At 68.2% G+C, this 24,306-nt stretch carries 25 protein-coding genes; 9 read left to right on the forward strand and 16 right to left on the reverse strand.

Annotated elements, in window-relative coordinates; all coding sequences use genetic code 11:
* The first annotated feature begins 195 nt into the window (after positions 1-195).
* The 8 genes from lexA (at position 196) to WC815_02450 (ending at position 9,416) form a co-directional block, all read left to right on the forward strand.
* Positions 196-804, forward strand: coding sequence for a transcriptional repressor LexA (lexA, locus tag WC815_02415; protein ID MFA5907607.1), 609 nt, complete (start codon positions 196-198; stop codon positions 802-804).
* Positions 805-950: 146 nt separating this feature from the next.
* A complete protein-coding gene (locus WC815_02420) occupies positions 951-1,274 on the forward strand; it encodes a DUF3467 domain-containing protein (protein MFA5907608.1) in 324 nt (107 codons plus the stop codon).
* A gap of 55 nt (positions 1,275-1,329) precedes the next feature.
* On the forward strand, positions 1,330-2,040 hold the full coding sequence (gene nth / locus WC815_02425; GenBank protein MFA5907609.1) for an endonuclease III: 711 nt from the start codon (positions 1,330-1,332) through the stop codon (positions 2,038-2,040).
* A complete protein-coding gene (locus WC815_02430; protein ID MFA5907610.1) occupies positions 2,037-2,483 on the forward strand; it encodes a metallopeptidase family protein in 447 nt (148 codons plus the stop codon). Before nth ends, WC815_02430 begins: the two co-directional genes overlap by 4 nt.
* Entirely contained in the window at positions 2,480-3,310 is an 831-nt protein-coding gene (gene rsmA / locus WC815_02435) for a 16S rRNA (adenine(1518)-N(6)/adenine(1519)-N(6))-dimethyltransferase RsmA (GenBank protein ID MFA5907611.1), read from the forward strand. The genes WC815_02430 and rsmA overlap by 4 nt, the downstream gene beginning before the upstream one ends.
* 183 nt (positions 3,311-3,493) lie before the next feature.
* Positions 3,494-5,185: a ribonuclease J gene (locus WC815_02440; protein MFA5907612.1), complete on the forward strand. Its 1,692-nt coding sequence runs from the start codon at positions 3,494-3,496 to the stop codon at positions 5,183-5,185.
* A 12-nt stretch (positions 5,186-5,197) separates the two neighbouring features.
* On the forward strand, positions 5,198-7,534 hold the full coding sequence (locus WC815_02445; GenBank protein MFA5907613.1) for a DNA translocase FtsK: 2,337 nt from the start codon (positions 5,198-5,200) through the stop codon (positions 7,532-7,534).
* 73 nt (positions 7,535-7,607) lie between these two features.
* Positions 7,608-9,416: an N-acetylmuramoyl-L-alanine amidase gene (locus WC815_02450; GenBank protein MFA5907614.1), complete on the forward strand. Its 1,809-nt coding sequence runs from the start codon at positions 7,608-7,610 to the stop codon at positions 9,414-9,416.
* Here the strand turns inward: WC815_02450 and WC815_02455 are convergent.
* Positions 9,413-9,649: a hypothetical protein gene (locus WC815_02455; protein MFA5907615.1), complete on the reverse strand. Its 237-nt coding sequence runs from the start codon at positions 9,647-9,649 to the stop codon at positions 9,413-9,415. The genes WC815_02450 and WC815_02455 overlap by 4 nt on opposite strands.
* Before the next feature lie 9 nt (positions 9,650-9,658).
* Positions 9,659-11,143 (reverse strand): leucyl aminopeptidase, encoded by a 1,485-nt coding sequence (locus tag WC815_02460; protein MFA5907616.1) that lies wholly within the window; start codon positions 11,141-11,143, stop codon positions 9,659-9,661.
* A gap of 62 nt (positions 11,144-11,205) precedes the next feature.
* On the opposite strand from WC815_02460, the gene WC815_02465 reads away from it, so the two are divergent.
* Positions 11,206-11,658 carry a hypothetical protein gene (locus WC815_02465; GenBank protein ID MFA5907617.1) on the forward strand — a complete coding sequence of 151 codons (453 nt, stop codon included), beginning with the start codon at positions 11,206-11,208 and terminating at the stop codon, positions 11,656-11,658.
* On the opposite strand, the gene WC815_02470 is transcribed toward WC815_02465, so the two are convergent.
* The 14 genes from WC815_02470 to aroE all read right to left on the reverse strand — a co-directional run bounded on the left by WC815_02470 (position 11,652) and on the right by aroE (position 24,190).
* Positions 11,652-12,653 carry a polymer-forming cytoskeletal protein gene (locus WC815_02470; GenBank protein ID MFA5907618.1) on the reverse strand — a complete coding sequence of 334 codons (1,002 nt, stop codon included), beginning with the start codon at positions 12,651-12,653 and terminating at the stop codon, positions 11,652-11,654. The two genes, WC815_02465 and WC815_02470, sit on opposite strands and share 7 nt — an antisense overlap.
* 85 nt (positions 12,654-12,738) lie before the next feature.
* Entirely contained in the window at positions 12,739-13,386 is a 648-nt protein-coding gene (locus tag WC815_02475; protein MFA5907619.1) for a CoA transferase subunit B, read from the reverse strand.
* Positions 13,379-14,074: a CoA transferase subunit A gene (locus WC815_02480; protein ID MFA5907620.1), complete on the reverse strand. Its 696-nt coding sequence runs from the start codon at positions 14,072-14,074 to the stop codon at positions 13,379-13,381. Before WC815_02480 ends, WC815_02475 begins: the two co-directional genes overlap by 8 nt.
* Positions 14,075-14,082: 8 nt before the next feature.
* Positions 14,083-14,874 carry a prephenate dehydrogenase/arogenate dehydrogenase family protein gene (locus tag WC815_02485; GenBank protein ID MFA5907621.1) on the reverse strand — a complete coding sequence of 264 codons (792 nt, stop codon included), beginning with the start codon at positions 14,872-14,874 and terminating at the stop codon, positions 14,083-14,085.
* Positions 14,875-15,921, reverse strand: a complete 1,047-nt coding sequence (gene aroF, locus WC815_02490) for a 3-deoxy-7-phosphoheptulonate synthase (protein MFA5907622.1) — start codon at positions 15,919-15,921, stop codon at positions 14,875-14,877.
* A 2-nt stretch (positions 15,922-15,923) separates the two neighbouring features.
* Positions 15,924-16,241: a chorismate mutase gene (gene pheA / locus WC815_02495; protein ID MFA5907623.1), complete on the reverse strand. Its 318-nt coding sequence runs from the start codon at positions 16,239-16,241 to the stop codon at positions 15,924-15,926.
* Entirely contained in the window at positions 16,226-17,011 is a 786-nt protein-coding gene (trpA, locus tag WC815_02500) for a tryptophan synthase subunit alpha (protein ID MFA5907624.1), read from the reverse strand. The genes pheA and trpA overlap by 16 nt, the downstream gene beginning before the upstream one ends.
* Positions 16,998-18,227, reverse strand: a complete 1,230-nt coding sequence (gene trpB, locus WC815_02505; protein MFA5907625.1) for a tryptophan synthase subunit beta — start codon at positions 18,225-18,227, stop codon at positions 16,998-17,000. Before trpB ends, trpA begins: the two co-directional genes overlap by 14 nt.
* On the reverse strand, positions 18,224-18,835 hold the full coding sequence (locus WC815_02510; GenBank protein MFA5907626.1) for a phosphoribosylanthranilate isomerase: 612 nt from the start codon (positions 18,833-18,835) through the stop codon (positions 18,224-18,226). Before WC815_02510 ends, trpB begins: the two co-directional genes overlap by 4 nt.
* Entirely contained in the window at positions 18,832-19,674 is an 843-nt protein-coding gene (gene trpC, locus WC815_02515) for an indole-3-glycerol phosphate synthase TrpC (protein MFA5907627.1), read from the reverse strand. Before trpC ends, WC815_02510 begins: the two co-directional genes overlap by 4 nt.
* Positions 19,671-20,690 carry an anthranilate phosphoribosyltransferase gene (trpD, locus tag WC815_02520; GenBank protein MFA5907628.1) on the reverse strand — a complete coding sequence of 340 codons (1,020 nt, stop codon included), beginning with the start codon at positions 20,688-20,690 and terminating at the stop codon, positions 19,671-19,673. Before trpD ends, trpC begins: the two co-directional genes overlap by 4 nt.
* A 2-nt stretch (positions 20,691-20,692) precedes the next feature.
* Positions 20,693-21,259: an aminodeoxychorismate/anthranilate synthase component II gene (locus WC815_02525; protein ID MFA5907629.1), complete on the reverse strand. Its 567-nt coding sequence runs from the start codon at positions 21,257-21,259 to the stop codon at positions 20,693-20,695.
* Positions 21,260-21,266: 7 nt separating this feature from the next.
* A complete protein-coding gene (trpE, locus tag WC815_02530) occupies positions 21,267-22,739 on the reverse strand; it encodes an anthranilate synthase component I (GenBank protein MFA5907630.1) in 1,473 nt (490 codons plus the stop codon).
* Entirely contained in the window at positions 22,736-24,190 is a 1,455-nt protein-coding gene (aroE, locus tag WC815_02535; protein ID MFA5907631.1) for a shikimate dehydrogenase, read from the reverse strand. Before aroE ends, trpE begins: the two co-directional genes overlap by 4 nt.
* Positions 24,191-24,306 lie beyond the last annotated feature (116 nt).

Here is a 24,306-nt window from a genome sequence, read left to right on the forward strand (position 1 = left end):
CCAATTTTGTCGAACTGCCGATCCATGTGTCATGACCGCGTTCCTCTGCTGTAGGGATTAGACCGGCAGGGTCGCGGAAGGTTGAACGAAGTATGCGCCATCTTTCCGCGGGATTGACTTTCGCCTTTTGTTTGTTTACGCTTCCTGTTCAGGGCGAAGAAACGGAGCAACCCGATTTCTCCGGAGTGCACTTTTATGCAACCACTGACCAAGCGCCAGCGCGAAATTCTCGACTATCTCAATGAATTCATCCAGCAGCACGGCTATGCGCCGAGCCTGGAAGAAATCGGCGAGCGCTTCAACCTGTCGTCGCTGGCGACGGTGCACAAGCACCTCACCAACCTCCAGGAAAAAGGCTTCATTCGCCGGGCGTGGAACCGCAGCCGGTCGGTCGAACTGCTCCCCAGCCGCTCGGGCGGGCGCGCCATCGAACTGCCCATGCTGGGCTATGTCGCCGCCGGCATGCCGATCGAGGCCGTGGCCGGCAACGAGACCATCAGCGTGCCCGACTCGCTCGTCGCCGGCAAGCGCGACACCTACGTGCTGCGGGTGCGCGGCGAGTCGATGATCGACGAACAGATCCGCGACGGCGACTGGGTGGTCGTGGAAGACCGCAAGACCGCCGACAACGGCGACATGGTGATTGCGCTCGTCGGCGGCCAGGACGTGACGCTCAAGAAGTTCTACAAGGAAGCCAACCGCATCCGCCTGCAGCCCGCCAACCCCGCCATGCAGCCGATCTATGTCGAGCCGGACGGCTTGCAGATCCAGGGCGTGGTCGTCGGGGTGATGCGGAAGTACTAGGGGACTGACCCCGAGCAAGCAGTGCCGAGGGGTCTGTCCCCTTCGTGCTGACGATCCTGCGTTGGGGTCAGACCCCTCGAGCATTTCCCACTTGGGGTCAGACCCCGCGCTCTGGGGTGATAGCCTAGAGCCCAGCAGGCCCCAACATGAGCGACCGCAAACAGATCAACTTCACCATCGTCCCCGAAGACGGCGGACCCGAACCGCGCACCTACGCCAATTTCTGCGCGGTCAATCACACCCCCTTCGACTTCACGCTCACCTTCTGCGAGGTGCAGCCCTTGTCGGAAAAAGAGATCAAGGAAGCCGAAGCCGAGCACGTGGTGCGCGCGCCGGTGCGGGCGAAGCTGGTGCTGCCCGTGCAGTTCATTCCCACGTTGATTGCGGCGTTGCAGGAGAACATGCGCGTTTACTCCGAGTCGCACCAGGCGCCGCCGCCCCTTCCCCCGGGCAAGGGCCCCATTCACTAGGGCCGCGGATGACGCAGAGCGGCTCGCCACTCAAGTGAAGACTCCCCCGGCGGTCATGCGCATCTTCGACGCGCTCGATCGGCACCATCCCGGCGCCGACACGGAACTCGTGCATCGCAACGCGTTCGAGCTGCTGGTGGCGACGATGCTGTCGGCGCAATCCACCGACGCGCGGGTCAACCTGGTGACACCGGCGCTGTTCGCGCGATTCCCCGACGCGAAGGCGATGGCGGGTGCGGACACGCCGGAACTCGAGGCCCTGGTCCACGCCACCGGGTTCTTCCGGCAGAAGGCCAAGTCGGTGATCGGCATGTCGGCCATCCTCCTGGAGAAACACCAGGGACGGGTCCCGGCGTCGATGGCAGCGCTGACCGCGTTGCCGGGCGTCGGCCGCAAGACCGCCAACGTCGTGCTCGGGCACGCGCTGGGGGTCCCGGGTTTCCCGGTGGATCGGCACGTGCTACGCGTGGCCAACCGCATCGGCCTGGCTCACGGTGATGACCCGGTCAGGGTGGAGACGCAGTTGTGCGACCTGCTGCCGCCGGCGCGCTGGACCCGCGCGTCCGACACGCTGATTCTTCACGGCCGGCGCGTGTGCCGCCCGGCGCCGCTGTGCCCGCGCTGTCACGTGCGCCCCGACTGCGACTTCTACCGGACGGGCGCCGTGACCAAGCCGGTTGGCAAGGTCCGGCCGGGCGCCACATCGAGGGCAAAGCCGCACGCCACATCCCGACCGCGGGCTAAGGCCAAGAAGGCACGCCGATGACCCGCGAGGAGTTTCGGTCGCTCGTGCAGGAAGCGATCGACCTGATTCCGCGCCGCTTCGCCAGGGAGATCCACAACCTCGCCATCGTCATCGAAGACGAGCCCGCCGACGAACTGCTGGACGAGCTCGACGTGGATGACGACGGCACGCTTCTCGGCTTGTATCAGGGCACGCCGCTGAAGGAGCGCGGGTTTGGCTACGGCAACCAGCTACCGGATCGCATCACGCTGTTCCAGGGTCCCATCGAAGACGAATGCGACGGCGATGAGGACGAGATCATCGTGGCGATCGGCGAGACGTTGATCCACGAGCTCGGCCACTACTTCGGCATGGAGGAACACGAGATTGCCCCCCATGAAGAACGCTGGCTGCGGGGCGAAGTCGATCCCGACGATGAGGCCGCCGGCGAAGACGAAGACGAAGACGAGGAGCCGCAGCCGTGAGGGCCCGTAAGCGTTTTGCGCAGCACTTTCTCGAGTCCGCCTGGGTCACCAAGGTCGTCAAGGCCGTGGCGGCGAAACCGGATGAAGACATCCTCGAGATTGGCCCCGGCCGGGCCGCTCTCACGCGGCCGCTGGCGGCGCAGTGCGGCCGCATGCTCGCCGTGGAGGTCGATCGCGATCTGGCAGCGGAGCTCGAGGCCACCAAGCCCGCGAACCTGACCGTGATTGTCGGCGACGTGCTCGACGTGGACCTGGCCGCGGCGCTCTCGGAGTGGCTGGGCGGGACCCTGGGGCCGGGACATGCCGTCCGGGTGGTCGGCAACCTCCCCTACAACATCTCGTCGCCCATCCTGTTTGCGTTGCTCGAACTGGCGTCGTCAACCGGCGGCGTGCGCGACGCCATCCTGATGCTGCAGAAGGAAGTGGCCGACCGGCTGGTCGCCAAGGTCGGGACCGGAGACTACGGCGTCCTGACCGTGCTGACCGCCGTCCACGCCGACGTGACGCGCCTCCTCTCCCTGCCACCGGGGGCGTTCAGGCCCCAGCCGCAGGTGCATTCGGCCGTCGTCCGCCTGGCCTTCCGCCCACCCAAGGTGGAAATTCCCGACATGGACGGGTTCGTGCGGATGGTCCGGACCACGTTCACCCAACGCCGGAAGACCCTGGCCAACGCATTGAAGCCGTTTGGGGCGGAACGGTCGGTCTCGCCGGTGGCGGCGCTCGCCGCAGCCGGGATTGACGGCCGGCGCCGCCCGGAGACGCTGGATCTGGCCGAGTTCGCGGCCCTGTTCCGCGCCTTCCACGGCCACAGGTTAGACACAGATTAGACACAGATAAGCTAGAACCCGCCGGGCCGGAAGTTGAAGCTGTGCTATAGTTTCCGACGAAACCCGCCTCGTTTTACAGGCGCTCCCAGCGGCCTGAACAGGTGACCTTGCCGGCTCGCCAGAGTCCACGGTTGCCTTGCTAGTTTTCCCTGGGCGTGGAGTCACGCCCGGCTGGGATATCGCATGAGTGTGTCCGTGCCCGTGGCTCCGGCCGCGGCGCTTGCAGTCGACGTGGTGCCGCTTGGCGGCCTCGGCGAGTTCGGCCTCAACATGATGGCCATCTCGTGTGGAGATACCACCATCGTTGTCGACGCCGGCGCGATGTTCCCCGAGGCCGACCAGCTCGGCGTGGATCTGATCGTTCCCGACCTCGCTTATCTCGAAGCCCGCAAGGGCCAGGTCAAGGCGCTGGTCCTCACGCACGGGCACGAGGACCACATGGGCGGCGTGCCCTACGCGCTGCCCCACATCGACGGCCCCATCTACGGCACCCCACTGGCGCTGGCCTTTGTTGGCAAGAAGCTCGAGGAGCACGGGCTCGATCCCAAGACCGTGGACGTCAAGCCGGGCGACGTCATCGCGGTCGGTCCGTTCACGCTGGAATTCATCCGGGTCACGCACAGCATGCCCGACTGCGTCGCCGTGGTGATCCGCACGCCGCAAGGCGTGCTGCTGCACACGGGCGACTTCAAGGTTGACCAGACGCCGATGGACGGCGAGGCCTTCGACCTGCACCGCTTCGCCCAGCTCGGGGCCGAGGGCGTGCTGGCCATGTTCTGCGACAGTACGAACATCGATCGCCGCGGCTACACCGGTTCGGAGATGGACGTCGAAGACGCCTTCGAGGAGATCTTCACGAGCACCGAAGGAAAGATCGTCGTTGCCGCGTTCGCGTCGAGCCTGTACCGGCTGCAGATCGTGGCCGACCTGGCGGCGCAGTTCGACCGCAAGTTGGCCTTCGTCGGCCGCAGCATGAACGCGAACTCGGTGATCGCCCAGCGCCTCGGCCACCTGCACCTGCAGTCGGGCGTCGTCATCAAGGACGGTGATGTCTCGATCTTCCCCGCCCAGGACGTGGTCTGCCTGGTGACCGGATCGCAGGGCGAAGCCAACGCCGCGCTGTCGCGCATCGCCATCAACGACCACCGGCACGTGCGCCTGGTCGAAGGCGACCGGGTGGTGATTTCGGCGCGCGCGATCCCGGGCAACGAAAAGGCCATCGGCCGGGTGATGAACCACATCGCCCGCCGCGGCGTGGACGTGGTGACCGAGTCGAGCAAGCACGTGCACGTGTCGGGCCACGGGTCGGAGGAAGAGCTCAAGCTGGTGCTCTCGCTGGTGCGGCCCAAGTACTTCGTGCCCATCCACGGCGAGTTCCGCCAGCTGGCGCGCCACGCCAAGGTGGCGAAGTTCGTGACCCGCGGCCTGCCCACCGGGGTGGAAGTGCTGACCGCGGAGAACGGCGACGTGCTCCGCTTCGACGCCGACGGCGGCCGCATCGCCGACAAGGCGCCGACGGGCCGGGTCTTGATCGACGGCACCCGCGTCGGCGAGGTCGACGATGAGGTGCTGCGCGATCGCCGCCACATCTCGATTGACGGCATGGTCATGACGGTGGTCGCCATCAACGCGCGCACCGGCGTCATTGAAGGCGTGCCCGAACTGGTGGCGCGCGGGTTTGTCAGCGACGAAGGCACCGCGGACGTCCTGCTGGAAGGCGCCCGCGTGGTCGCCAACACGATCGACGAATGCAGCGTTGAAGAACGCACCGATCCCGGACTGATGAAGGAGCGCATCCGCACCGAGTTGCGGCGCTTCCTGAAGAAGCGGACCGGCCGGCGCCCGATGGTGCTGCCGGTTGTGATCGAAATCTGAGGAGACGACCGAGTGGCTGCATCAGGTTCTGCCCTATCGCGCCGCGTCAGTGAGGTGGTGGGCGTCGCCTTGTTCGCGATGACTCTCATCTGGCTGATCGCGCTCGCGACCTATGACCCCAACGACCCGGTGTGGTTCTTCAGCACCGGCACGCACGAGGTGCCGGCCAACTTCGCCGGGCGGGTCGGCGCGTTCCTCGGCGAGTTGTCGTTCCAGTTGCTGGGCTACGCGTCGTACCTGCTGCCCGCGGTGGTCGCCGTGGCCGGCTGGCATTACTTCTGGTGCCGCAAGATCGACGCCGCCTACACCAAGATGATCGGCGCCGGCATGCTGCTGGCCTGCGGCAGCGCCTTCCTGGGCCTGACCCTCGGCCGCGTCGACTTCGGGCCGCGGCCGTTCCGCGCCGGCGGCTATCTCGGTGAGTGGCTCGGCGGCTTCATGTCCGATTACCTCAGCCGCACCGGGTCGGTGATCGTCATCCTCGCGCTGATCGTCGCGGCCGTGATCATCTCCACCCAGGTCTCGTTCGGCCGCCTGTTCAGCGCGGGGTTTGGCGCGATCCAGGGCCTCGGCGGCCAGGGCATGGAGTCGTTCCGGCTGTGGCGCGAGGAGCGCCGCAAGGCCCAGCAACGCCGCGAAGTGCTGGAGAAGTACGGCAAGAAAGACACCGCGGTGGCGGCGAAGGCCGAGAAGGGCGACCGGAAGCCGGCGAAGATCGAACGCCCCGAACTGTCCCCGGCGGCGCGCGAGCGCGCGGCCGCCCGCGACCTGGACGAGGAGCCCGTGACCGCGGCCACCAGGGCGCTGCCGGTGGTCAAGAAGGCGCCGGCGAAGACGCCGATGGCCCCGTCCCTGCCCTTGCCCGAGCCGGAGCGCAACGTCGAGCGGCGACTGGGCGCGTACACGCTGCCGCCGGTGTCGCTGCTCGATGCGCCGAAAGCTGAACGCAAGATCGACGAGCGCGAGCTGATGGAATCCGCGCGGCTGCTCGAGGAGAAATGCCGCGAGTTCAACGTCGAAGGCTCGGTGGTGCAGATCCACCCGGGGCCGGTCGTGACGACGTTCGAGTTCAAGCCCGACGCCGGCGTGAAGTACTCCAAGGTGACCAGCCTGGCCGACGACCTCTGCCTGGCGATGCAGGCCGAGTCGGTGCTGATCGATCGCATCCCCGGCAAGGCCACGGTCGGCATCCAGATTCCGAATCCCAATCGCGAGGCGATTTCGCTGCGCGAGCTGCTGGAGTCTGACACCTACACGCGGTCCACCTCGAAGCTGACCTTCGCGCTCGGCAAGACGATTCACGGCGAGCCGTTCATGGCGGACCTGGCGACCATGCCCCACCTGCTGATCGCCGGGTCCACCGGCTCCGGCAAGTCGGTGGGCCTCAACGCGATTCTCACCAGCATCCTGTATCGCGCCACCCCGGACGACGTGCGGATGATCATGGTCGACCCGAAGCGCCTCGAGCTGGGCATGTACGAGGACATTCCGCACCTGATGACACCGGTGGTCGTGGATCCGAAGAAGGCCGCCAACGCGCTGCGGTGGGCCGTGCGCGAAATGGAAGAGCGCTACAAGACCCTCGCCGCCTACGGCGTGCGCAACATTGAACAGTTCAACCGCAACGTCCGCGCGGTGATCGAATCCGGCGAGCCGATTCCCGAAGGCAAGCCCAACCGGCCGCTGCCTTTCATCGTCGTCGTGGTGGACGAGCTGGCCGACCTCATGATGGTGGCCGGCAACGAAGTGGAAGAGTCGATCTGCCGCCTGGCGCAGATGGCGCGCGCGGTCGGCATCCACCTGATCCTGGCGACGCAGCGGCCGTCGGTGGACGTGATCACCGGCCTGATCAAGGCCAACCTGCCGTCGCGCATCTCGTTCCGGGTGTCGTCGAAGATCGACTCGCGCACGATTCTCGACAGCAACGGCGCCGAGCAGCTGCTCGGCAAGGGCGACATGCTGTTTCTGCCGCCGGCCTCGTCACGCCACACCCGGCTGCACGGCCCCTACATCTCGGAGCAGGAATCGGCGCGCGTCGCCAGCTTCCTCCGCAAGCAGGGCAAGCCGGTCTACGACCAGACCATCACGGAAGAAGCGAAGACCGCCAACCAGGAGCTGCTTTACGAGAAGGACGACCTCTACGATGAGGCCGCCCGCATCGTCGTGCAGGCCGGGCAGGTGTCGATCTCGTATTTGCAGCGCAAGATGCGCATCGGCTTCAGCCGCGCGGCGCGCCTGGTGGACATGATGGAGGCCGAAGGTTTGGTGTCGCCCGCCACCGGCGGCAAGCCGAGGGAAGTGCTGGTTGGCCGCGAGTACTTCGAGGAAGTGGACGCCCAACTCCGATGACGCAGGACAGCCAGCCTGCCCTGAGCGAGGTGGCCGGAGGCCACCGAGTCGAAGGGGGCCGCAGATGACGCAGATGACGCAGACTCTTGCGCTCAGACGCACGACGATGGCGGTTGTCATGGCGCTCGTGGTGTCGGCGTCCGCGTTCGCGCAGACGGCGCGCGAGCGCTTCGAGTCCGCGTCGGAGCGCGACGAGAAGGTGCGCGTCCTCCTGACCAACAACGCCGAGGCCGCGCCGGCCGATGGTGTGATGGCGCAGGCCGGCAAGGTGATCGCCTCGTTCGAGGCCCTGGTGCGCCGCTTCCCCACCAGCGGCTACGCCGACAACGCGCTGTGGCAGGCGGCGAGCCTGGCCGACGCGGCCTACCAGAAGTTCAATCGCCCCGAGGACCGGGACCGCGCGGCGCGCCTGTACCGCTGGCTGGTGCAGGAATATCCGACGAGCTCGCTGGTCAGGCGGGCGAATCAGCAGCTCGCGGCGTTGACAAAGCCGGGGATGCTCGCCACGCCTCAGCCGGCCGCCTCGGCATCGGTGGCACTCGTTGCTCCCGCTGCGCCTGTTGCAGTTGCCGCACCCGCGACCGCCGCCACCTTGATCGGCATCCAGCGCACGGTGCTGCCTGACACGGTGCGGGTCACGCTCGAACTCGACCGCGAAGTGACGTATCGCGAGGAACGCATCGCCGGACCGGCGCGTCTCTTCTTCGACCTCAAGGGCGTGCAGCTGACGCCGGCCCTGACGGACAAGGTGCTGAACTACCCGGGCGACATCGTGAGCAAGATTCGCGTCGGCCGCCATCCCGACAGCACTGTTCGCGTCGTACTGGACCTGGAACAGGTGTCGCGCTACAGCGTGTTCACCCTCTACAGCCCGTTCCGGCTGGTGATCGACGCGGAACGTTCGGTGCCGCGCACGGTCAAGAGCCCCGGCGTGGTCGCGCCAGACACGGTGGTGTCCGAACTGCCGCTCGCCGCCGCGCCCTCGCCGACCGAGATCAGCCGGCCCACGCCGGCGCCGCCGGCCGTTGCCGCGCCGGCTCTCGCACCGCGGACAACCACGGTCGCGGCGGCTCCCGCACCGGCGACGCCGCTCGCTTCCCCTCTCATGCCGGCCCCGGCACCGCCGTCGTCGCCCGCGGCCAACGGCGCGGGCGGCTTCTCGATGGCCCGCCAACTCGGCCTCGGGGTGTCCCGCATCGTGATCGATCCCGGCCACGGTGGCCACGACCCCGGCGTGCTGGGCAAGGGCATGAACGAGGCCACGCTCGTCCTCGACGTCGCGCTGCGGCTCGAAAAACTGCTCGCCAAGGAACCGGGTCTGGAAGTCGTGTTGACGCGGCGCACCGACGTCTACATTCCCCTCGAGGAACGCACGGAACTGGCGAACCGGCAGAGCGCCGACATGTTCCTGTCGATCCACGCCAACGCCAGCCGCAACCTCGCCGCCAAGGGCATCGAGACGTTCTTCCTCAGCTTCGCCTCGTCTCCCGAAGCGGAAGCCGTGGCCGCCCGCGAGAACTCGGCGTCGGCGCGGGAGATGCACCAGTTGCCGGACATCATCAAGGCCATCGCGCTCAACAACAAGCTGGACGAATCACGCGACCTCGCCAACATGGTGCAAGAGTCGCTGATCACCGGGTTGCGGAAATCCAACAAGGAAGTGCGGAGCCGGGGTGTGAAGAAGGCGCCGTTCGTGGTGCTCATCGGCGCGGCGATGCCGAGCGTGCTGGCCGAGATCTCGTTCGTCAGCAACAAGCAGGAGCTGTCGCTCCTCAAGACCGCGGCTTACAAGCAGAAGATTGCGGAATCGCTGTTCAACGCGGTGATGCGCTATCGGCGGTCGCTCAAGACGCAGACGACCATGGCCGCGCAGGAGCGCTAGACGCGGAACAGGTTGTGCTGGTTGCCGCGCGCCTCGATGATGGTGATGGCGCGGCGTGAGCGGTACCAGATATAGAGCGCCCCCGCCAGCAGGCCGGCCACGACGGCCGCCACCATGATCACGCCGGTAAGGCCGAAGGCCGCCACCGCCACGTCGACCATGCCCAGCTCTTTCGCCGGCTGGTCGGTGACAATCTGGACGATCGTCGGGGTGATGGCCTGGGGATCCTGCACGGATCGATTCTATTTCGGAAGGCCGCCTCTCGCGACGTCGATCAGCGTGCGGATCATGGCCCCGGTCGCGCCCTTGGGCTGCCACGGCTTGCTTTCCTCCGCCAAGGCAGTGCCGGCAATGTCCAGGTGGGCCCAGGGCCCGTCGCCGGCAAATTCCTTGAGAAACATCGCCGCGGTGATCGAGCCCGCGGGCCGTCCGGGGCTGTTGATCATGTCCGCAATCTCGCTCTTCAGCTGCTCGCGGTACTCGTCGAAGAGCGGCAACGGCCAGACCTTCTCGCCCGCGCTGGCCGCCGCGGCACGAATGTGGTCAACCCACGGCTGCGGCGTGCCGAACAGGCCCGTGGTGGTTTTGCCGAGCGCCACGACGACGGCGCCGGTCAGCGTGGCGACGTCGATCAGGTGCGTGGCGCCCAGCTGCCGCGCGTACCAGAGCGCGTCACCGAGGACCAACCGCCCTTCCGCGTCGGTGTTGTTGACCTCCACGGTCAGGCCCGAGGCGCCGCGCAGGATGTCGCCCGGCTTGGTCGCCTTGCCGCCCGGCATGTTCTCGGTCATCGGCACGATGGCCATGACGCGAATGGGCAGCTTCTGCAGCGCAATGGACCGCAGGGCGGCGACCACGGTCGCGCCACCGGCCATGTCGTCCTTCATCCGCTCCATGCCGTCGGCGGGCTTCAGCGAGAGGCCGCCGGTGTCGAACGTGATGCCCTTGCCGACCAGGCCCAGGGTCTGGCCGTCCGGCGCGCCGGCGGGTTCGTAGCGCAGCACGAGCAACCGCGGCGGCTCCACGCTGCCGCGGGCCACGCCCAACAGCAGGCCCATGCCGAGGGCTTCGATCTGCCGCTCGTCCAGCACTTCCGCCTTGATGCCCGGGACCGCCGCCAGGTCGCCCGCCTTTTCGGCGAGGATGCGCGGCGTGAGGAAATTGCCCGGTTCGTTGACCAGGACCCGCGCGGCGTTGATCGACTCGCCCGTGCCGCGCCCGGTGGCCGCGGCCGTGGCGGCGTCTGGCCCGGTGAGAATCACGGCGTCGGTGATGAAGAACGGGTGATCGTTGCGGCTCTTGTGGACGCCGTTGTCGAAGTTGGCGACGGTCAGGCCCTCGGCCACCAGCTCCACGCGCGCGGCGGTCGTCAGCGTGCCGGGCTCCACGTCGGCCCAGGCGATGCGGCCGTGACGCTGGGTCCGGGCGGCCTGCGCCGCCGTGACCGCCATGCGCCGGACGCGCTCGGCGTCGATTTCGGCCCGCGGCCCGCCACCAACGAACACGACCCGCGACGCACGCCAGCCCTTGCCCGGGGTGCGTGGCACGTAGATCTCGCAGGCCTTCGCGTGGAACTCGCCGCGCTCCAACGCCGAGCCCAGATCGCCGCCAAACACGGCGTCGTAGGCACCAATGGCCGACGCGGTGTGGTCCTGGGCGATGGGGATGATGACGAGGTCAACGTCGGCCGCGCCGGGGGTGGCGCTGCCCACGGATACACGAGGCACTTCGTAAGGAACGTGCATGTTGGGTTAGAATTCCTTTGCGCCCCGCCTGCGGGGACCTTGCCATGCAATTACAAACAGGCGTCGCTCAGGCAGCAATCCTGGCGTTCAGCGCGCTACTCATCATCCCGTCAAATGCCCTGCAGGCCCGCGCGCAGGGCGGTAACAAAAAACCTAGCTTATCACTCAAGGCAACGCCGGCCGTGTCGTTCGCGCCGGCGCGGATTGTGGTGGTGGCCGAGGTGAAGGGCGGGGCCGAAGACAACGAGGAGTTCTACTGCCCCACCGTGGAATGGGAGTGGGGCGATCTCACGACGTCAACCGCTGAAGCCGACTGCGAACCGTACGTGGCCGGGAAGAGCCAGATCAAGCGGCGCTACACCGTCGAGCACCAATACCAGAACGCCGGCGGCTTCCGCATTCGCCTGCTGCTGAAGAAGGGCACCAAGGTGGTGGCGTCGGCCAACACGTTAGTGCAGGTCCGCCCCGGTCTCGGCAATCCCGGCGGCGATCAGTAAGCGACGCTCGGCGCCTGCGGAGCGGTTCCAGTCGTAATGGGGGGCGGCACCGTGTGCCACCGCCCGAGCCCGGTCAGAATCGCCGCGCCCAGCCCAATCGTCCACGCCAGGAACTCAATCGCGAGGCCGACCATCAGCAGGGCGAATGCTCCAGGGCGAAGCGCGTCGGGGCCCACGCCAATCAGCCGCGCCGCCAGCGTCGGGCCGATGATCAGGAAGAACCCGATCGCCGTGGCCAGGAACGCATTTCCCGGCTGCCAGCCGAGGCGATCCTCAAGCCATTCGCCGAGCCGGCACGCCAGCGAAGTGAAACCCAGCACCAGTGCGAACACGGCAATCACCAGCGCGATCGGCACCAGCAGCGCCACGAACGGGATGCCGACGATGGTGATCGCGAGGCCGATGGACGCGGCAATCAGGAACGGCACGAAGAAGATCTCCGCGGCCAACCCGATCAGCGCGGCGCGGACCGGTTCGGCGGCGGCGGTCCGCCCGGTGCGCGCCACCGGCGCGCGGGCGACGATCAGCAGGAAGGCCATCAGCACCGCCAGCAGCGAGAGGCGCGCAAAGGTGCCGGCCAGGCTCAGCCAGCGGCCGAAGTCGCCGAACTCGAAGGTCGGGAGCCAGCCGAAGGTGCGCCGCGACCACTCGCCAAACGAAATGTAGTTGATGCTGCCGGTGTGGCGGGCGCCCTCGTCACGAAGCAGTTGGCCGCCTACCAGCACGATGTCGCCGCGCACGTCGGCGGTGGCGGTGAGCCGCAGATCACCGCCGACGACGACGATGCCGTCGCGGACGCGGCCGTCAACGGTGAGGGAGCCGCCCACCACCACGGCGGCGTCGGTCACCTCTTCGTTGCGCTCGATGTGGACGTCCTGCCCGATGGCAATGCGCGTCCCGGTCAGCCGGTAGGTGGTCACGTCCGTGACCTGCGCGGCCGCGGCGTTCTGAGACACGAAACCGGCCAGGACGAACGTCAGCAGCGCGTAACGCATCGGCACCTCAGATGTGGAATCCGGCTTCAGCCGGATGTGACCCACTCGTACGGACGAGGGTTGCCGGCGGTAAGTTCCCGTGCGCTCAGAACCGGCCCAGCGGCTCGGCCACCCGCAGTGTGGCGCCGGTCGCCGCGATCACTGCCGCGAGGGTCGTGTCGCTCGCGATCTCTCTCAGCAGCAGGCCGTCAGGCGTCACGTCGATCACCGCCAGCTCGGTGACGATCTGGTTGACCACCTTGACACCGGTCAGCGGCAGCGTGCACGTCGGCAGGATCTTGTGACCGCCGTCCTTCGTGGTGTGCTCCATCGCGATCACCACCTTGCGGGCACCGGCCACCAGGTCCATCGCGCCGCCCATGCCCTTCACCATCTTGCCGGGAATCATCCAGTTGGCGAGGTTGCCGGCTTCATCCACTTCGAGCGCGCCCAGCACCGTCAGGTCGATGTGGCCGCCCCGCACCATGGCGAACGAATCGGCGCTGCTGAAATACGACGTGCCCGGCAGCTCGGTGACCGTTTCCTTGCCGGCGTTGATCAGGTCGGCGTCCACTTCCGACTCGCGCGGATACGGGCCGACGCCGAGCATGCCGTTCTCTGAATGCAGCGTGATCTCGACGCCGGCCGGCACACAGTTGGCCACCAGCGTCGGCATGCCGATGCCCAGGTTCACGTAGTCGCCGTCGCGCAGGTCCTGCGCGATGCGGCGGACGATGCGGTCGCGCTTATCCATTGGTGACGGTCCGTTTCTCGATGCGCTTGACGTACGCCGGCCCCTGCAGCAGGCGCTTGACGTAGATGCCGGGGGTATGGATGCCGTCCGGATCCAGCGCACCGGCCTCGACCAACTCCTCGACTTCGGCGATGGTGTGGCGCGCCGCCGTCGCCATCACCGGATTGAAGTTGCGCGCGGTCTTCCGGTAGACCAGGTTGCCGGCGCGGTCGCCCCGCCACGCCTTGACGAACGCGAAATCGGCGCGCAGTGGTGCCTCGAGGATGTAGGTGCGCCCGTCGATGACGCGGCTTTCCTTGCCTTCGGCGATCAGGGTACCGGCCCCGGTGGGGGTGAAGAATCCGCCGATGCCGGCGCCGGCCGCGCGCATCCGCTCGGAGAAGGTTCCCTGCGGCACCAGCTCCACCTCGATCTCCTTCTGGAGGAACTGCCGCTCGAATTCCTTGTTCTCGCCGACGTAGGTCGAGATCATCTTGCGGACCTGCCGCGACTTCAGCAGCGGCCCGACGCCATAGTCGTCCACGCCGGCGTTGTTGCTGACGATGGTGAGGTTTTTCGTGCCGCGGCGCAGGAGCGCGGCGATCAGGTGTTCGGGAATGCCGCAGAGCCCGAAGCCGCCCATCATGATGCTGGCGCCGTCGGGGATCGCGGCGACCGCTTCGTCGGCGGTGGCCAAGACCTTGTTCATGGCCTCGATTATAGGCAGGAAGCCTTGGCCCGTGCCGCTTCGTCGAACAGCGCCCGGACCGCATCGCGGTCGTCCAGTCGATCGGACAGCGTGACCAGTTCGGCGGCGAGGACGCGAAGCAGCGGCTTCAGCTCCTGGCTGTTGGAGGCCAGCACGCTTTCCCACATGGCGGCGTGGCTCTGCGCCAGCCGCGTCGTGTCCCGCAGCCCCTGCCCCGCCCACTGCAGGTTATCGGGGCCGACCGCGCGCGCCACCGTCGCCATCAGCGCGCTGGCGACGATTTGCGGCAGGTGGCTGATGGCCGCCATCAGCCGGTCGTGCTCTTCGCCCCGGTCCGACAGCACGACGGGCTGCGCGCCCAGCGCTTCCACGAACTTGACCGCGCGCCGGACGGCAGCCGGTGCATCCGGGTTGGCCAGGAACCACGGGCGGCCGTCGAACAGGTCGGCCCGCGCCTCGGACGGCCCGGGCGTGGTACCGCCGGCCATCGGATGACCACCGACGAACTGCGGCAACGGCGCCGCGGCCGCCGCGGCCATCACCGCGCGCTTGGTGCTGCCGGTATCGAGGACCAGCGCCTGGGGATGGATGATCGCCCCGAGCCGCGGGAGGGTCTGGATGATCGCGTCCACCGGCATCGCCAGCACCACGACCAGCGAGTCGCCGATCGCGTCGAGCGGCTCGCCCCGATCGACGGTGCGGACCTCGAGGCCCGGCCAGCGCCGCGCCGCGGCCAGGGCCACCGAGGTGCCGATCAGCCCCGGCCCGACGATGGCGAGCCGCGGCTGCGTTTCAGGCACTCAGCGGGCCCAGCCCCTGCGGGCGACCGGTTCGAGGCAGATGCTGCGGCCGATCGCCGGCGCGATGATCCGCAGTTCCGCCATCAGCCGATCGAACTGCGCCGGGAACATCGACTGGGCGCCGTCGCTGAGCGCGTGGTCGGGGTCGTTGTGCACTTCGATGATCAGGCCGTCGGCGCCAGCGGCCACCGCGGCGCGCGCCATCGGCGCCACCTTGTCGCGGCGGCCCATGCCGTGGCTCGGGTCGACGAAGATCGGCAGGTGCGACAGTTCCTTGATGATCGGGATGGCCGAGAGGTCGAGCGTGTTGCGCGTGAACGTCTCGAAGGTGCGGATGCCACGCTCGCACAGGATGACGTCGGTGTTGCCGCCGGCCAGGATGTATTCCGCCGACAGCAGCCACTCTTCCATGGTCGCGGCGATGCCGCGCTTGAGCAGGATGGGCTTGCGCGTGCGCCCCAGCTCGCGGAGCAGCGTGAAGTTCTGCATGTTGCGCGCGCCGACCTGGTAGATGTCGGCGTACTTGCCAATCACCTCGATCTGGTTGGCGTCCATCACTTCGGTCACCAGCTTCAGGTCGTGCGCGTTGGCACCGGAGCGGAGCAGTTGCAGGCCGGCCTCCCCCATCCCCTGGAAGCTGTAGGGGGATGAGCGCGGCTTGAAGGCGCCGCCGCGGAGGATCTTGGCGCCGGCGCGCTTGACCGCCGCCGCGGTGGCGTGGACCTGCGCCTCGCTTTCCGCGGAGCACGGTCCCGCGATCACGATCACCTCGTCGCCGCCGATGCGGACGTCGCCGATGGTGATGATGGTGTCTTCGGGCTTGAAGGTCCGGCTCGCCAGCTTGTAGGGCTGGGTGATGCGCAGCACCTCGTGCACGCCGGCCATCAGCTCGATCAGCCGTGGGTCCACCTTACCGCCGCCGACCACGCCGAGCACGATGCGCGCGGCGCCGGTCGAGCGGTGGACGTCCATGCCCATTTCGACGAGGCTGGCGATCACCGCTTCGACTTCGGTGTCACTCGCCCGCTCTTTCATTACGACAACCATGATTAGTCCTTTACCTTCTTCTCGCGCGCATCACGCTCGGCTTCCAGGCGCTGAATGCGCCGGGCCTCGTCCATGATGCGTTCGTACAACCGCGCCACCGCGTCGCCGTCGAGCGGCCCCCCGAGTGTCTCGTTCACCTGCCGCACGTGCGCAATCACGGCGGCTTCGCGCGACGGTTCGTAGATCGGCCGGCCGAGCTCGTGCTTCAAGCGGCCAATCGAATACGCGCACCGCGCGCGGCTATCGAGAAGGCGGACGATCACCTCGTCGATCTTGTCGATCTCGTCGCGCAACGCGTCGAGGTTCAATTCCGCAGCCATCGCACGTACCGTTCCACCTCGTCCAGCAGGCCGGGGGCCTGTCCGTGCTCGGCAATCACTTTCACCAACGCGCTCCCGACCACCGCGGCATCGGCCCACTGGCCGACCGCCTTGATGTGCTCGGGCCGCGACAACCCGAATCCGAGCGCCAGCGGCAACGTCGTCTCCGCCTTCACGCGGGCGGCCAGGTCGCGCGCCGAATCGTCAATGGTGTCCCGCACGCCGGTCACGCCCAACCGCGAGATGCCGTAGAGGAACCCGCTGCCCAGTTCGGATGCCCGCCGAATCCGTTCGACCGTCGTCGTCGGGCTCAACAGGAAAATTGTATCAATCCCTGCCTCGGCGAATGCCGTCCGGAAGGCCTCGCCTTCCTCAGGGGGCATGTCCAGGGTCAGCACGCCATCCACCCCGGCCTTGCTGGCCTCCCGCACGAAGTTGTCCAAACCCATCCGGAGTATCGGATTGGCGTAGCTAAAGATGACGACCGGGGCCGAAATTTCCGGACGGATGGACGCCAGCATGCCCAGGACTTTGGGCAGCGTTGTTCCCGCGGCCAACGCCCGTTCCGTGGCCCGCTGGATGACCGGGCCGTCGGCCAGGGGGTCGGAGAACGGCACGCCCAGCTCGATGACGTCGGCGCCCGCCCGGTCGAGGCGCTTGATGATCTCGGCCGACCGCGCGAGATCCGGGTCGCCGGCGGTCACGTAGGTGACCAGGCCGGTCTGCTTGTTTGCGCGCAGCGTCTTGAACCGCTCGCTAATCCGAGACACGGCCGGCCTCCTTCAGAATCTGCTCCACGGTCTGCACGTCCTTGTCGCCGCGCCCCGACAGGTTCACCACCAACACCGCGTCGGGTCCGAACGACCTGGCGGCCTTGCGCACGTAGGCAATCGCGTGCGCCGACTCGAGGGCGGGGATGATCCCCTCGAGGCGGGCCAGGTCCTGGAAGGCCTCGAGCGCCTCCTGGTCGGTCGCGTAGTAGTAATCCGCGCGCCCGGTCGCCTGGAGGAATGCATGCTCGGGTCCGACGGCGGCGTAGTCGAGGCCGGCCGACACCGAATGCGTGGCTTCGATGTTGCCGTGCTCGTCTTGCAGGACGAAGGTGCGCGTCCCCTGCAGCACGCCGGCGGCGCCGCCGGCAAAGCGGGCCGCATGGCGGCCCGAGCGAATGGCCTCGCCACCGGCCTCCACGCCGATCAACCGCACGTTCGGGTCGTCGATGAAGGCGTCGAAGATGCCGATGGCGTTGCTGCCCCCGCCCACGCAGGCGATGACCGCGTCGGGGAGCCGCCCGACCTGGGCGAGGCACTGCTCGCGCGCTTCCTTGCCAATCACTGACTGGAACTCGCGGACCATCAGCGGATAGGGATGCGGGCCCAGCGCGGAGCCGAGCAGGTAGTGCGTGTCGTCCGGACGCGCCACCCAGTCGCGCATGGCCTCGTTGATGGCGTCCTTCAGCGTGCAGCTGCCCGAATCGACGCCGCGAACGGTGGCGCCGAGCAGCCGCATCCGGAAGACGTTGAGCGCCTGCCTCCGCATGTCTTCGGTGCCCATGTAGACCACGCACTCGAGGCCGAGGAGGGCGCAGGCGGTGGCGCTGGCGACGCCGTGCTGCCCGGCGCCGGTTTCGGCGACGATGCGGGCCTTGCCCATGCGCTTGGCGAGCAGTGCCTGGCCGAGCGCGTTGTTGATCTTGTGCGCGCCAGTGTGGGTCAGGTCCTCGCGCTTGAGCAGGATGCGGCCGCCGCCGCAGGCTTCGCTCAACCGCCGGGCGTCCCACAGCGGCGTCTCGCGGCCGACGTAGTGCTGCAGCAGCCGCTGCAGTTCCGCGGCGAACGCGGGGTCGAGCCGCGCCTCGAAGTACGCCTGTTCCAGCGCCTCGATCGGCGCGACCAGCGTCTCGGGCACGAAACGCCCGCCGAACGCGCCGTAGTAGCCGCGCGCGTCGGGATCCCGACGCCCAAACCAGGTTGTTGCCTTGCTCACACCGTCTCCTTGGCGGTTTGGATGAACCGCCGTAACAGGTCATGGTTTTTCACGCCCGGCGCCGCTTCCACGCCGGAGGCCACGTCCACCGCGTACGGCCGGACCGTTTGAATGGCCTCGCGCACGTTGGACGGCGTCAACCCTCCGGCCAGCACCACGCGGCGCCGGGCGGCCACGGCACGGGCCCGCGTCCAGTTCACCGTCTGTCCGGTGCCGCCGTGGCGAACCGGGTCGTTCGCGTCCAGCAGCACGGTGGTGTCATCGACCGCCGGCTCGATCGTCTCCGGTGCGCCGGCCCCCAGGTGCACTGCCCTCAGCACCGGGATGGGGCCACGGCCGCCCGCCCACGCCGGCACCTCGCCGTGGATCTGGGCAATGCGGAGGCCGGCGTCGGCCGCGCGCGCGACGTCATCCGCCGTGGGACTCACGAACACGCCGACCGGCGTCACAAAGGGCGGCAGGTTTCGAATGATTGCCCCGGCCGAGTTCACGTCCGTGTACCGCGGGCTCCCCGGCCACAGGACAAAGCCCAGGGCATCGGCACCGAACTCGACGGCCGCCTCCGCATCCTGACGCCGGGTAATCCCGCAGATCTTGATCGCCGTCATGGCCCACCTTCGCCAAGGCTACGGTGGGCAAGCGGCGTATCAAGCGAGGCGATCAGCCCGGCGAGGGCGGCGCCCGGGTCCGGCTCGATCATGAACCGCTCGCCGATCAGGAACGCCTGGTAGCCGAGCGCCCGCATCGCCCGCAAGTCGTCGCGGGTCTTGAGGCCGCTCTCGCTGATGCCGATGGTTCCCTTTGGAATCCGCGCGGCGATGACCTGCGAGGCCTCGAGGTCCACCTGCAGCGTCCGCAGGTTCCGGTTGTTCACACCGATGATCGAGGCGCCCGCCGCCAGCGCCCGATCGCATTCCTCGACGTTGTGCACCTCGACGAGGGCGGCGAGGCCGAGGCTGCCGGCGGCGGCGGCGAGGGCGCGAAGTTCCGCGTCGGTCAGCGCCGCCACGATCAGCAGGATGGCATCGGCGCCGGCGGCGCGCGCCTCGAGCAACTGGTACTCGTGCACCATGAAGTCCTTGCGCAGCAGCGGGATCGTCACGGCCGCGCGCACGGCCGACAGGTGGTCAAGGGAGCCGTCGAAGAACCCGGGCTCGGTCAGGACCGAGATGGCGGCGGCTTCCGCTCGCTGGTATCCGGCGGCGATGGCCACCGGCTCGTACGCCGTTCGCAGTACGCCGCGCGATGGCGAGCGTCGCTTGCACTCCGCGATGATGTTGATCGAATCTGGCCGCGACAGCCGGGCCGCGAAGGCGGAGCCGTTCGGCGCGACGGCCATGGCCCGCCGTTCGATCGCGGCGCGAGGCTCGCGCGCGATCGCGGCGTCCACGCGCGCGCGTGTGGCGGCGACAATCGCCTCGAGCAGATCGGGCGGGGCGACGCTCACGCGCTCGCTCCATTCGAGACGGCCACCAGGCGCGCCAGCACCTGGCGCGCCGCGCCGCTGTCGATGGCTGCGGCCGCTTGGGCGATGCCGGCGCGCACGGTGTCCGCCTGCCCGGCGATGAACAAGGCGGCGCCGGTGTTGAGGAGCACCACATCCCGGGCGTGGCCCTTGGCGCCGTCGAGCACGGCGCGGATGATGGCGGCGTTCGCGGTTGCGTCACCGCCTTTCAGCGCGTCCGGCGAGGCCTTGGCCAGGCCGAAGTCGGCCGGATGCACGTAGAAGGTCTGGACGGCGTTGTTCCGGCATTCCGACACCTTCGTATAGCCGGTGGTTGACAGCTCATCGAGGCCATCGGCGCCATGCACAACCCACGCCCGCTCCGACCCGAGCAGGGACAGCGACCGCGCCATCAGTTCCGTGAGGTCCGGCTTGGGCACGCCGACGATCTGCCGGGTGGGCCGGGCCGGGTTGGTCAGCGGGCCGAGCAGGTTGAAGGCCGTTCGCACGCCGAGATCTCTCCGGGCTTGCGCCGCGTGCTTCATCGCCGGGTGAAAGGTCGGCGCAAAGAAGAACGCGATGCCCACTTCAGCGAGGCAGCGCGCGGCGACTTCGGGCGCGGCCTGGATGTTCACGCCCAGCGCTTCGAGCACGTCGGCGCTGCCGCACTGGCTCGACACCGACCGGTTGCCGTGCTTGGCCACGCGCGTGCCGCACGCCGCCATGACGATGGCCGCGGCCGTGGAGATGTTGAACGTGCCCGAGCGATCGCCGCCGGTGCCGCAGGTGTCGAACACCGGGCCGGGCTGGACCGGCACCGCCACTGCATTGGCCCTCATCGTCTGCGCCAGCCCCACCAGTTCGGCCGGCCGCTCGCCTTTCATGGCCAGGCCGATCAGCAGCCCGGCGATCTGCGCCGGCGCCGCCTCGCCCTTCATGATCGAGGCCATGGCCGCCGCGGCTTCAGCGGTGGTCAGGTCTTCCTGGCGGCGGAGCTTCTCGATCAGGGCTGGGAACATGGCTACATCTCGAGGAAGTTGCGGAGAATGCGGCGGCCTTCGTTAGTCAGCACCGACTCTGGGTGGAACTGCACGCCGTGAACTGGCAGCTCGCGATGGCGGATGCCCATCACGAGGTTGTCTTCCTTCGTGCGCGCGGTGATCTCGAGCTCACGCGGCATCGTCGCCTCAGCCACCACCAGCGAGTGGTACCGCCCGGCCTGGAATGACGTCGAAATGCCGGCGAACACGCCCTGGCCGTTGTGCTCAATGGTGGAGGTCTTGCCGTGGATGGGCAGCGGCGCGCGGACCACGTCGGCGCCAAACGCGAGGCCGATGGCCTGGTGGCCCAGGCACACGCCCAGCACCGGCATCCGCGTCCCGAACTCCTTGATCACCGCGAGCGACACGCCCGCCTGCTCCGGCCGCCCGGGCCCCGGCGAGATCACGACGCGCGAATGGCCCAGCGCCCGCAGGGCCTCGAGCGGCGCCTCGTCGTTGCGGCGCACCACGATGGTGGCGCCCAGCTCGCCCAGATACTGGACGAGGTTGTAGGTGAACGAATCGTAGTTGTCGATGACCAGGACCATGTGTTCCCTACAACCCCGTCTGCGCGAGCTCCAGCGCCCGCAGCATGGCGCGCGCCTTGTCTTTCGTCTCTTCGTACTCCGCGGTCGGGTTCGAGTCGGCGACGATGCCGGCGCCGGCCTGGATGTAGGCCTTGCCGCCCTCCATCAGGATCGAGCGGATGGCGATGCAGAAGTCGAGGTTGCCGGCGAAGTCGAGGTAACCCACGGCGCCGGCGTAGAACCCGCGCCGCGTCGGCTCGAGCTCGTTGATGATCTGCATGGCCCGCACCTTGGGCGCCCCCGAGACCGTCCCGGCCGGAAAGCACGACACCAGCGCGTCGAGCCGGTCGCGGCCCTCGGCCAGCTGCCCTTCGACGACGGAGACCAGGTGCATCACGTGCGAGTAGCGCTCGAGCGCCATGAACGTCGGCACGCGCACCGTGCCGTAGTCGCAGACGCGGCCGATGTCGTTGCGCCCGAGGTCGACGAGCATCACGTGCTCGGCCTTCTCCTTCTCGCTGCGCTTCAATTCCTCGGCGAGGCGCACGTCCTCCTCGTCGGTCTTGCCGCGCGGCCGCGTGCCGGCAATCGGATGCGTGACGGCGTGGCGCCCTTCCACGCGGACCAGCATCTCGGGCGACGAGCCGACGATCGAGCGGTCGCCCATGCGGATGAAGAACATGTACGGCGACGGATTCACGTGGCGCAGCGCGCGATAGACGGTGAATGCATCCACCCCAACTTCAGCCTCGAACCGCTGCGACAGCACGACCTGGTAGATGTCGCCGGCCGCGATGTACTCCTTGGCCTTCCTGACGATCGACTCGTAGGCCTCTTGCGAGAAATTGGACACGAGGTGCAGTGCCTCGCCGCCGGTGCCGCGCTTCACCGACAGCGCCCGCTCCAGTTCGCCTTCGAGGAACTCGATCTTGGCGCACGCGAACTGGTACAGGGACCGGAGGTCTTCGTCACCGGAGATACGCGCGTTGGCGATCAGCAGGATGCGGTGCTGCACGTGATCGAAGGCCAGCACGGTGTCGAACAGCATGAACCCGGCGTCATCGCGCCCGGAGGTGTCGGCGTCGGCGCGGGCCGCGGTCGGCTCGAACCAGGCCGCGGTGTCGTAGCCCAGGTAGCCGACGGCGCCGCCGGTGAAGCGTGGCAGGCCCGGCACGAACGGGGACTGAAAGCTGTTCATCAGATCGCGCAGCGTGTCCACGAACGGCTTCTCGGCGTTGCTGCTGACGCCGGCCTTCTCGATCACGGTCTGCCCGTTCTTGCCGCGCAAGATCAGGAAGGGGTCCTTGCCCAGGAACGAGTAGCGTCCCACGTGCTCACCGCCCTCGACGCTTTCCAGGAGGAAGGCGTAGTCGGAGTGCTCGGCGATTTTCAGGAATGCCGACACCGGGGTCAGCAGGTCGGCCACCAGTTCCTTGCACACCGGCACAAATGTGGCCCGCTGCGCCAGGTCCACGAACTCTTCGAACGTCGTCTGCTTCATTGCTTCTCCATCACGCCGAGCCTGGCCACCGCCGCTTCGCGCATCACGCGGTCAGCCGGACGTTGGTCGGTCCACCATTCAAACTGCGCCTGGGCCTGAGCCACCAGCATGTCGAGCCCGCCGACGGTGCGGCAGCCGGCCTTGGCGGCCTCGCGCAAGAGCCGCGTTTCGGTCGGGTTGTAGACGAGGTCGTAGACGAGTTCGCCATCCAGCGGAAACTCCGGCGGCACGGGCGACTGGTCCGCGTGCGGCGCGGTGCCAACCGGTGTGGCGTTGACCAGGATGTCCCAGCTGCCGGGTACGGGCGGCCATTCACCGACCCTGGCGCCGGTGAGGGCGGCGATGGCGCCGGACTGCTCCGGCCGGCGCGCGCACAGCGTGACCCGGACCCCCGCGGACGCCAGGGCCACCGCCACGGACCGCGCCGCGCCGCCGGCGCCCAGGACGGTGGCGCGGGTGCCCTTGAGCTTGAGGGTGGATTCGAGCGGCGACAGGAAGCCGGTCACGTCGGTGTTGCACCCCAGCCACTTGGCCCCGACGCGGCGCAGCGTGTTGGCGGATTGGATGCGCCGGCTGACCGGGTCGCATTCGTCGGCCCGCTCGAACGCCGCCACCTTGAAGGGGGCCGTCACGCTCGCGCCCGACAGGTTCAACGCCTCCGCCAGAGCCATGAAGTCGTCGAAGTCAGCGGCGGCCAGCGGCAGGTAAACCGCGTCGAGATTGGCGGCGCGAAACGCGGCGTTGTGCATCGACGGCGACACCGAATGCGACACGGGCTTGCCGAGCACGCCGTAGATGGCGGTGCGGGCGCCGATGCGGCGGAAGCGGAACTCGTCCTGCATCCGCTGCAGATCGATCTGGCCGGGTGCGACGTCGTCGCCGGCGTAGGTCCAGCAGGAGCCGAACCAGCTGGCGAGGATGCGCGTGGCGACGCCGGCCTCACCCATGGCGATCCGGACCATCGGCACGCGCGTGTGCTGGGCCACGGTGCGCAGCGTGAGACAGTCGCTGAGCCGGTGGGCGGTGACCGCGATCTTGACCACTTCCGCCCCGCTCGCCAGCATGGCGTGGGCCTTGTCGTGCAGGTCGGCGGGCATGCCTGAGAAGTCGTGGTGCGACAGGATGATTCGACGGCCCCCGGTCTCGTCGATCAGGTCGGCGCACATGCCGTTCCACTCGAGATCGACATACTCGGCGCCGAGGGAAATGGCCTCGGAGAGAATCCGTCGGCGCTCTTCTTCGGATCCGGTAAACATGCCGCCTTCCGACGTGGGCCGGCAGGTGACGATGACCGGCTTGCGGCGTCCCGCCAATGCCCCTGCCGCGCTCGGGTCGCGCACCGAGTCGAGCCGGAGCTCGACGAGGTCGGCGTCACCCACCTGATCGCGCCGCGTACGCAGCTCGGCCATGGTGTCGGCCGTCACGGTCGCGCAGAGCTTGGCAGTCTTCACAAAATCACCAAATCACCAAATCACCAGATCCCAAATCGCCAAATAAAAAAGCGCCTCTCCCCCGTTTGGGTTGAAGAGGCGCTTCGGTCGAGCGTCAGATTGCTCGTGTTGGTTAG

The sequence above is a fragment of the Vicinamibacterales bacterium genome (assembly GCA_041659285.1).
Taxonomy (GTDB): Bacteria; Acidobacteriota; Vicinamibacteria; order Vicinamibacterales; family UBA2999; genus 12-FULL-67-14b.

Bases quoted from the DNA above. Each gene is read 5' to 3' on its own strand.
- WC815_02450 (MFA5907614.1), top strand. From the start codon at position 7,608: ATGACGCAGACTCTTGCGCTCAGACGCACGACGATGGCGGTTGTCATG.
- WC815_02430 (MFA5907610.1), top strand. From the start codon at position 2,037: ATGACCCGCGAGGAGTTTCGGTCGCTCGTGCAGGAAGCGATCGACCTG.
- WC815_02470 (MFA5907618.1), bottom strand. From the start codon at position 12,653: ATGCGTTACGCGCTGCTGACGTTCGTCCTGGCCGGTTTCGTGTCTCAG.
- trpE (MFA5907630.1), bottom strand. From the start codon at position 22,739: ATGAAGCAGACGACGTTCGAAGAGTTCGTGGACCTGGCGCAGCGGGCC.
- lexA (MFA5907607.1), top strand. From the start codon at position 196: ATGCAACCACTGACCAAGCGCCAGCGCGAAATTCTCGACTATCTCAAT.
- pheA (MFA5907623.1), bottom strand. From the start codon at position 16,241: ATGGCTGCGGAATTGAACCTCGACGCGTTGCGCGACGAGATCGACAAG.
- WC815_02440 (MFA5907612.1), top strand. From the start codon at position 3,494: ATGAGTGTGTCCGTGCCCGTGGCTCCGGCCGCGGCGCTTGCAGTCGAC.
- WC815_02420 (MFA5907608.1), top strand. From the start codon at position 951: ATGAGCGACCGCAAACAGATCAACTTCACCATCGTCCCCGAAGACGGC.
- WC815_02480 (MFA5907620.1), bottom strand. From the start codon at position 14,074: ATGAACAAGGTCTTGGCCACCGCCGACGAAGCGGTCGCCGCGATCCCC.
- trpD (MFA5907628.1), bottom strand. From the start codon at position 20,690: ATGTTCCCAGCCCTGATCGAGAAGCTCCGCCGCCAGGAAGACCTGACC.
- WC815_02510 (MFA5907626.1), bottom strand. From the start codon at position 18,835: ATGACGGCGATCAAGATCTGCGGGATTACCCGGCGTCAGGATGCGGAG.
- aroF (MFA5907622.1), bottom strand. From the start codon at position 15,921: ATGGTTGTCGTAATGAAAGAGCGGGCGAGTGACACCGAAGTCGAAGCG.
- WC815_02475 (MFA5907619.1), bottom strand. From the start codon at position 13,386: ATGGATAAGCGCGACCGCATCGTCCGCCGCATCGCGCAGGACCTGCGC.
- nth (MFA5907609.1), top strand. From the start codon at position 1,330: ATGCGCATCTTCGACGCGCTCGATCGGCACCATCCCGGCGCCGACACG.
- WC815_02525 (MFA5907629.1), bottom strand. From the start codon at position 21,259: ATGGTCCTGGTCATCGACAACTACGATTCGTTCACCTACAACCTCGTC.
- WC815_02465 (MFA5907617.1), top strand. From the start codon at position 11,206: ATGCAATTACAAACAGGCGTCGCTCAGGCAGCAATCCTGGCGTTCAGC.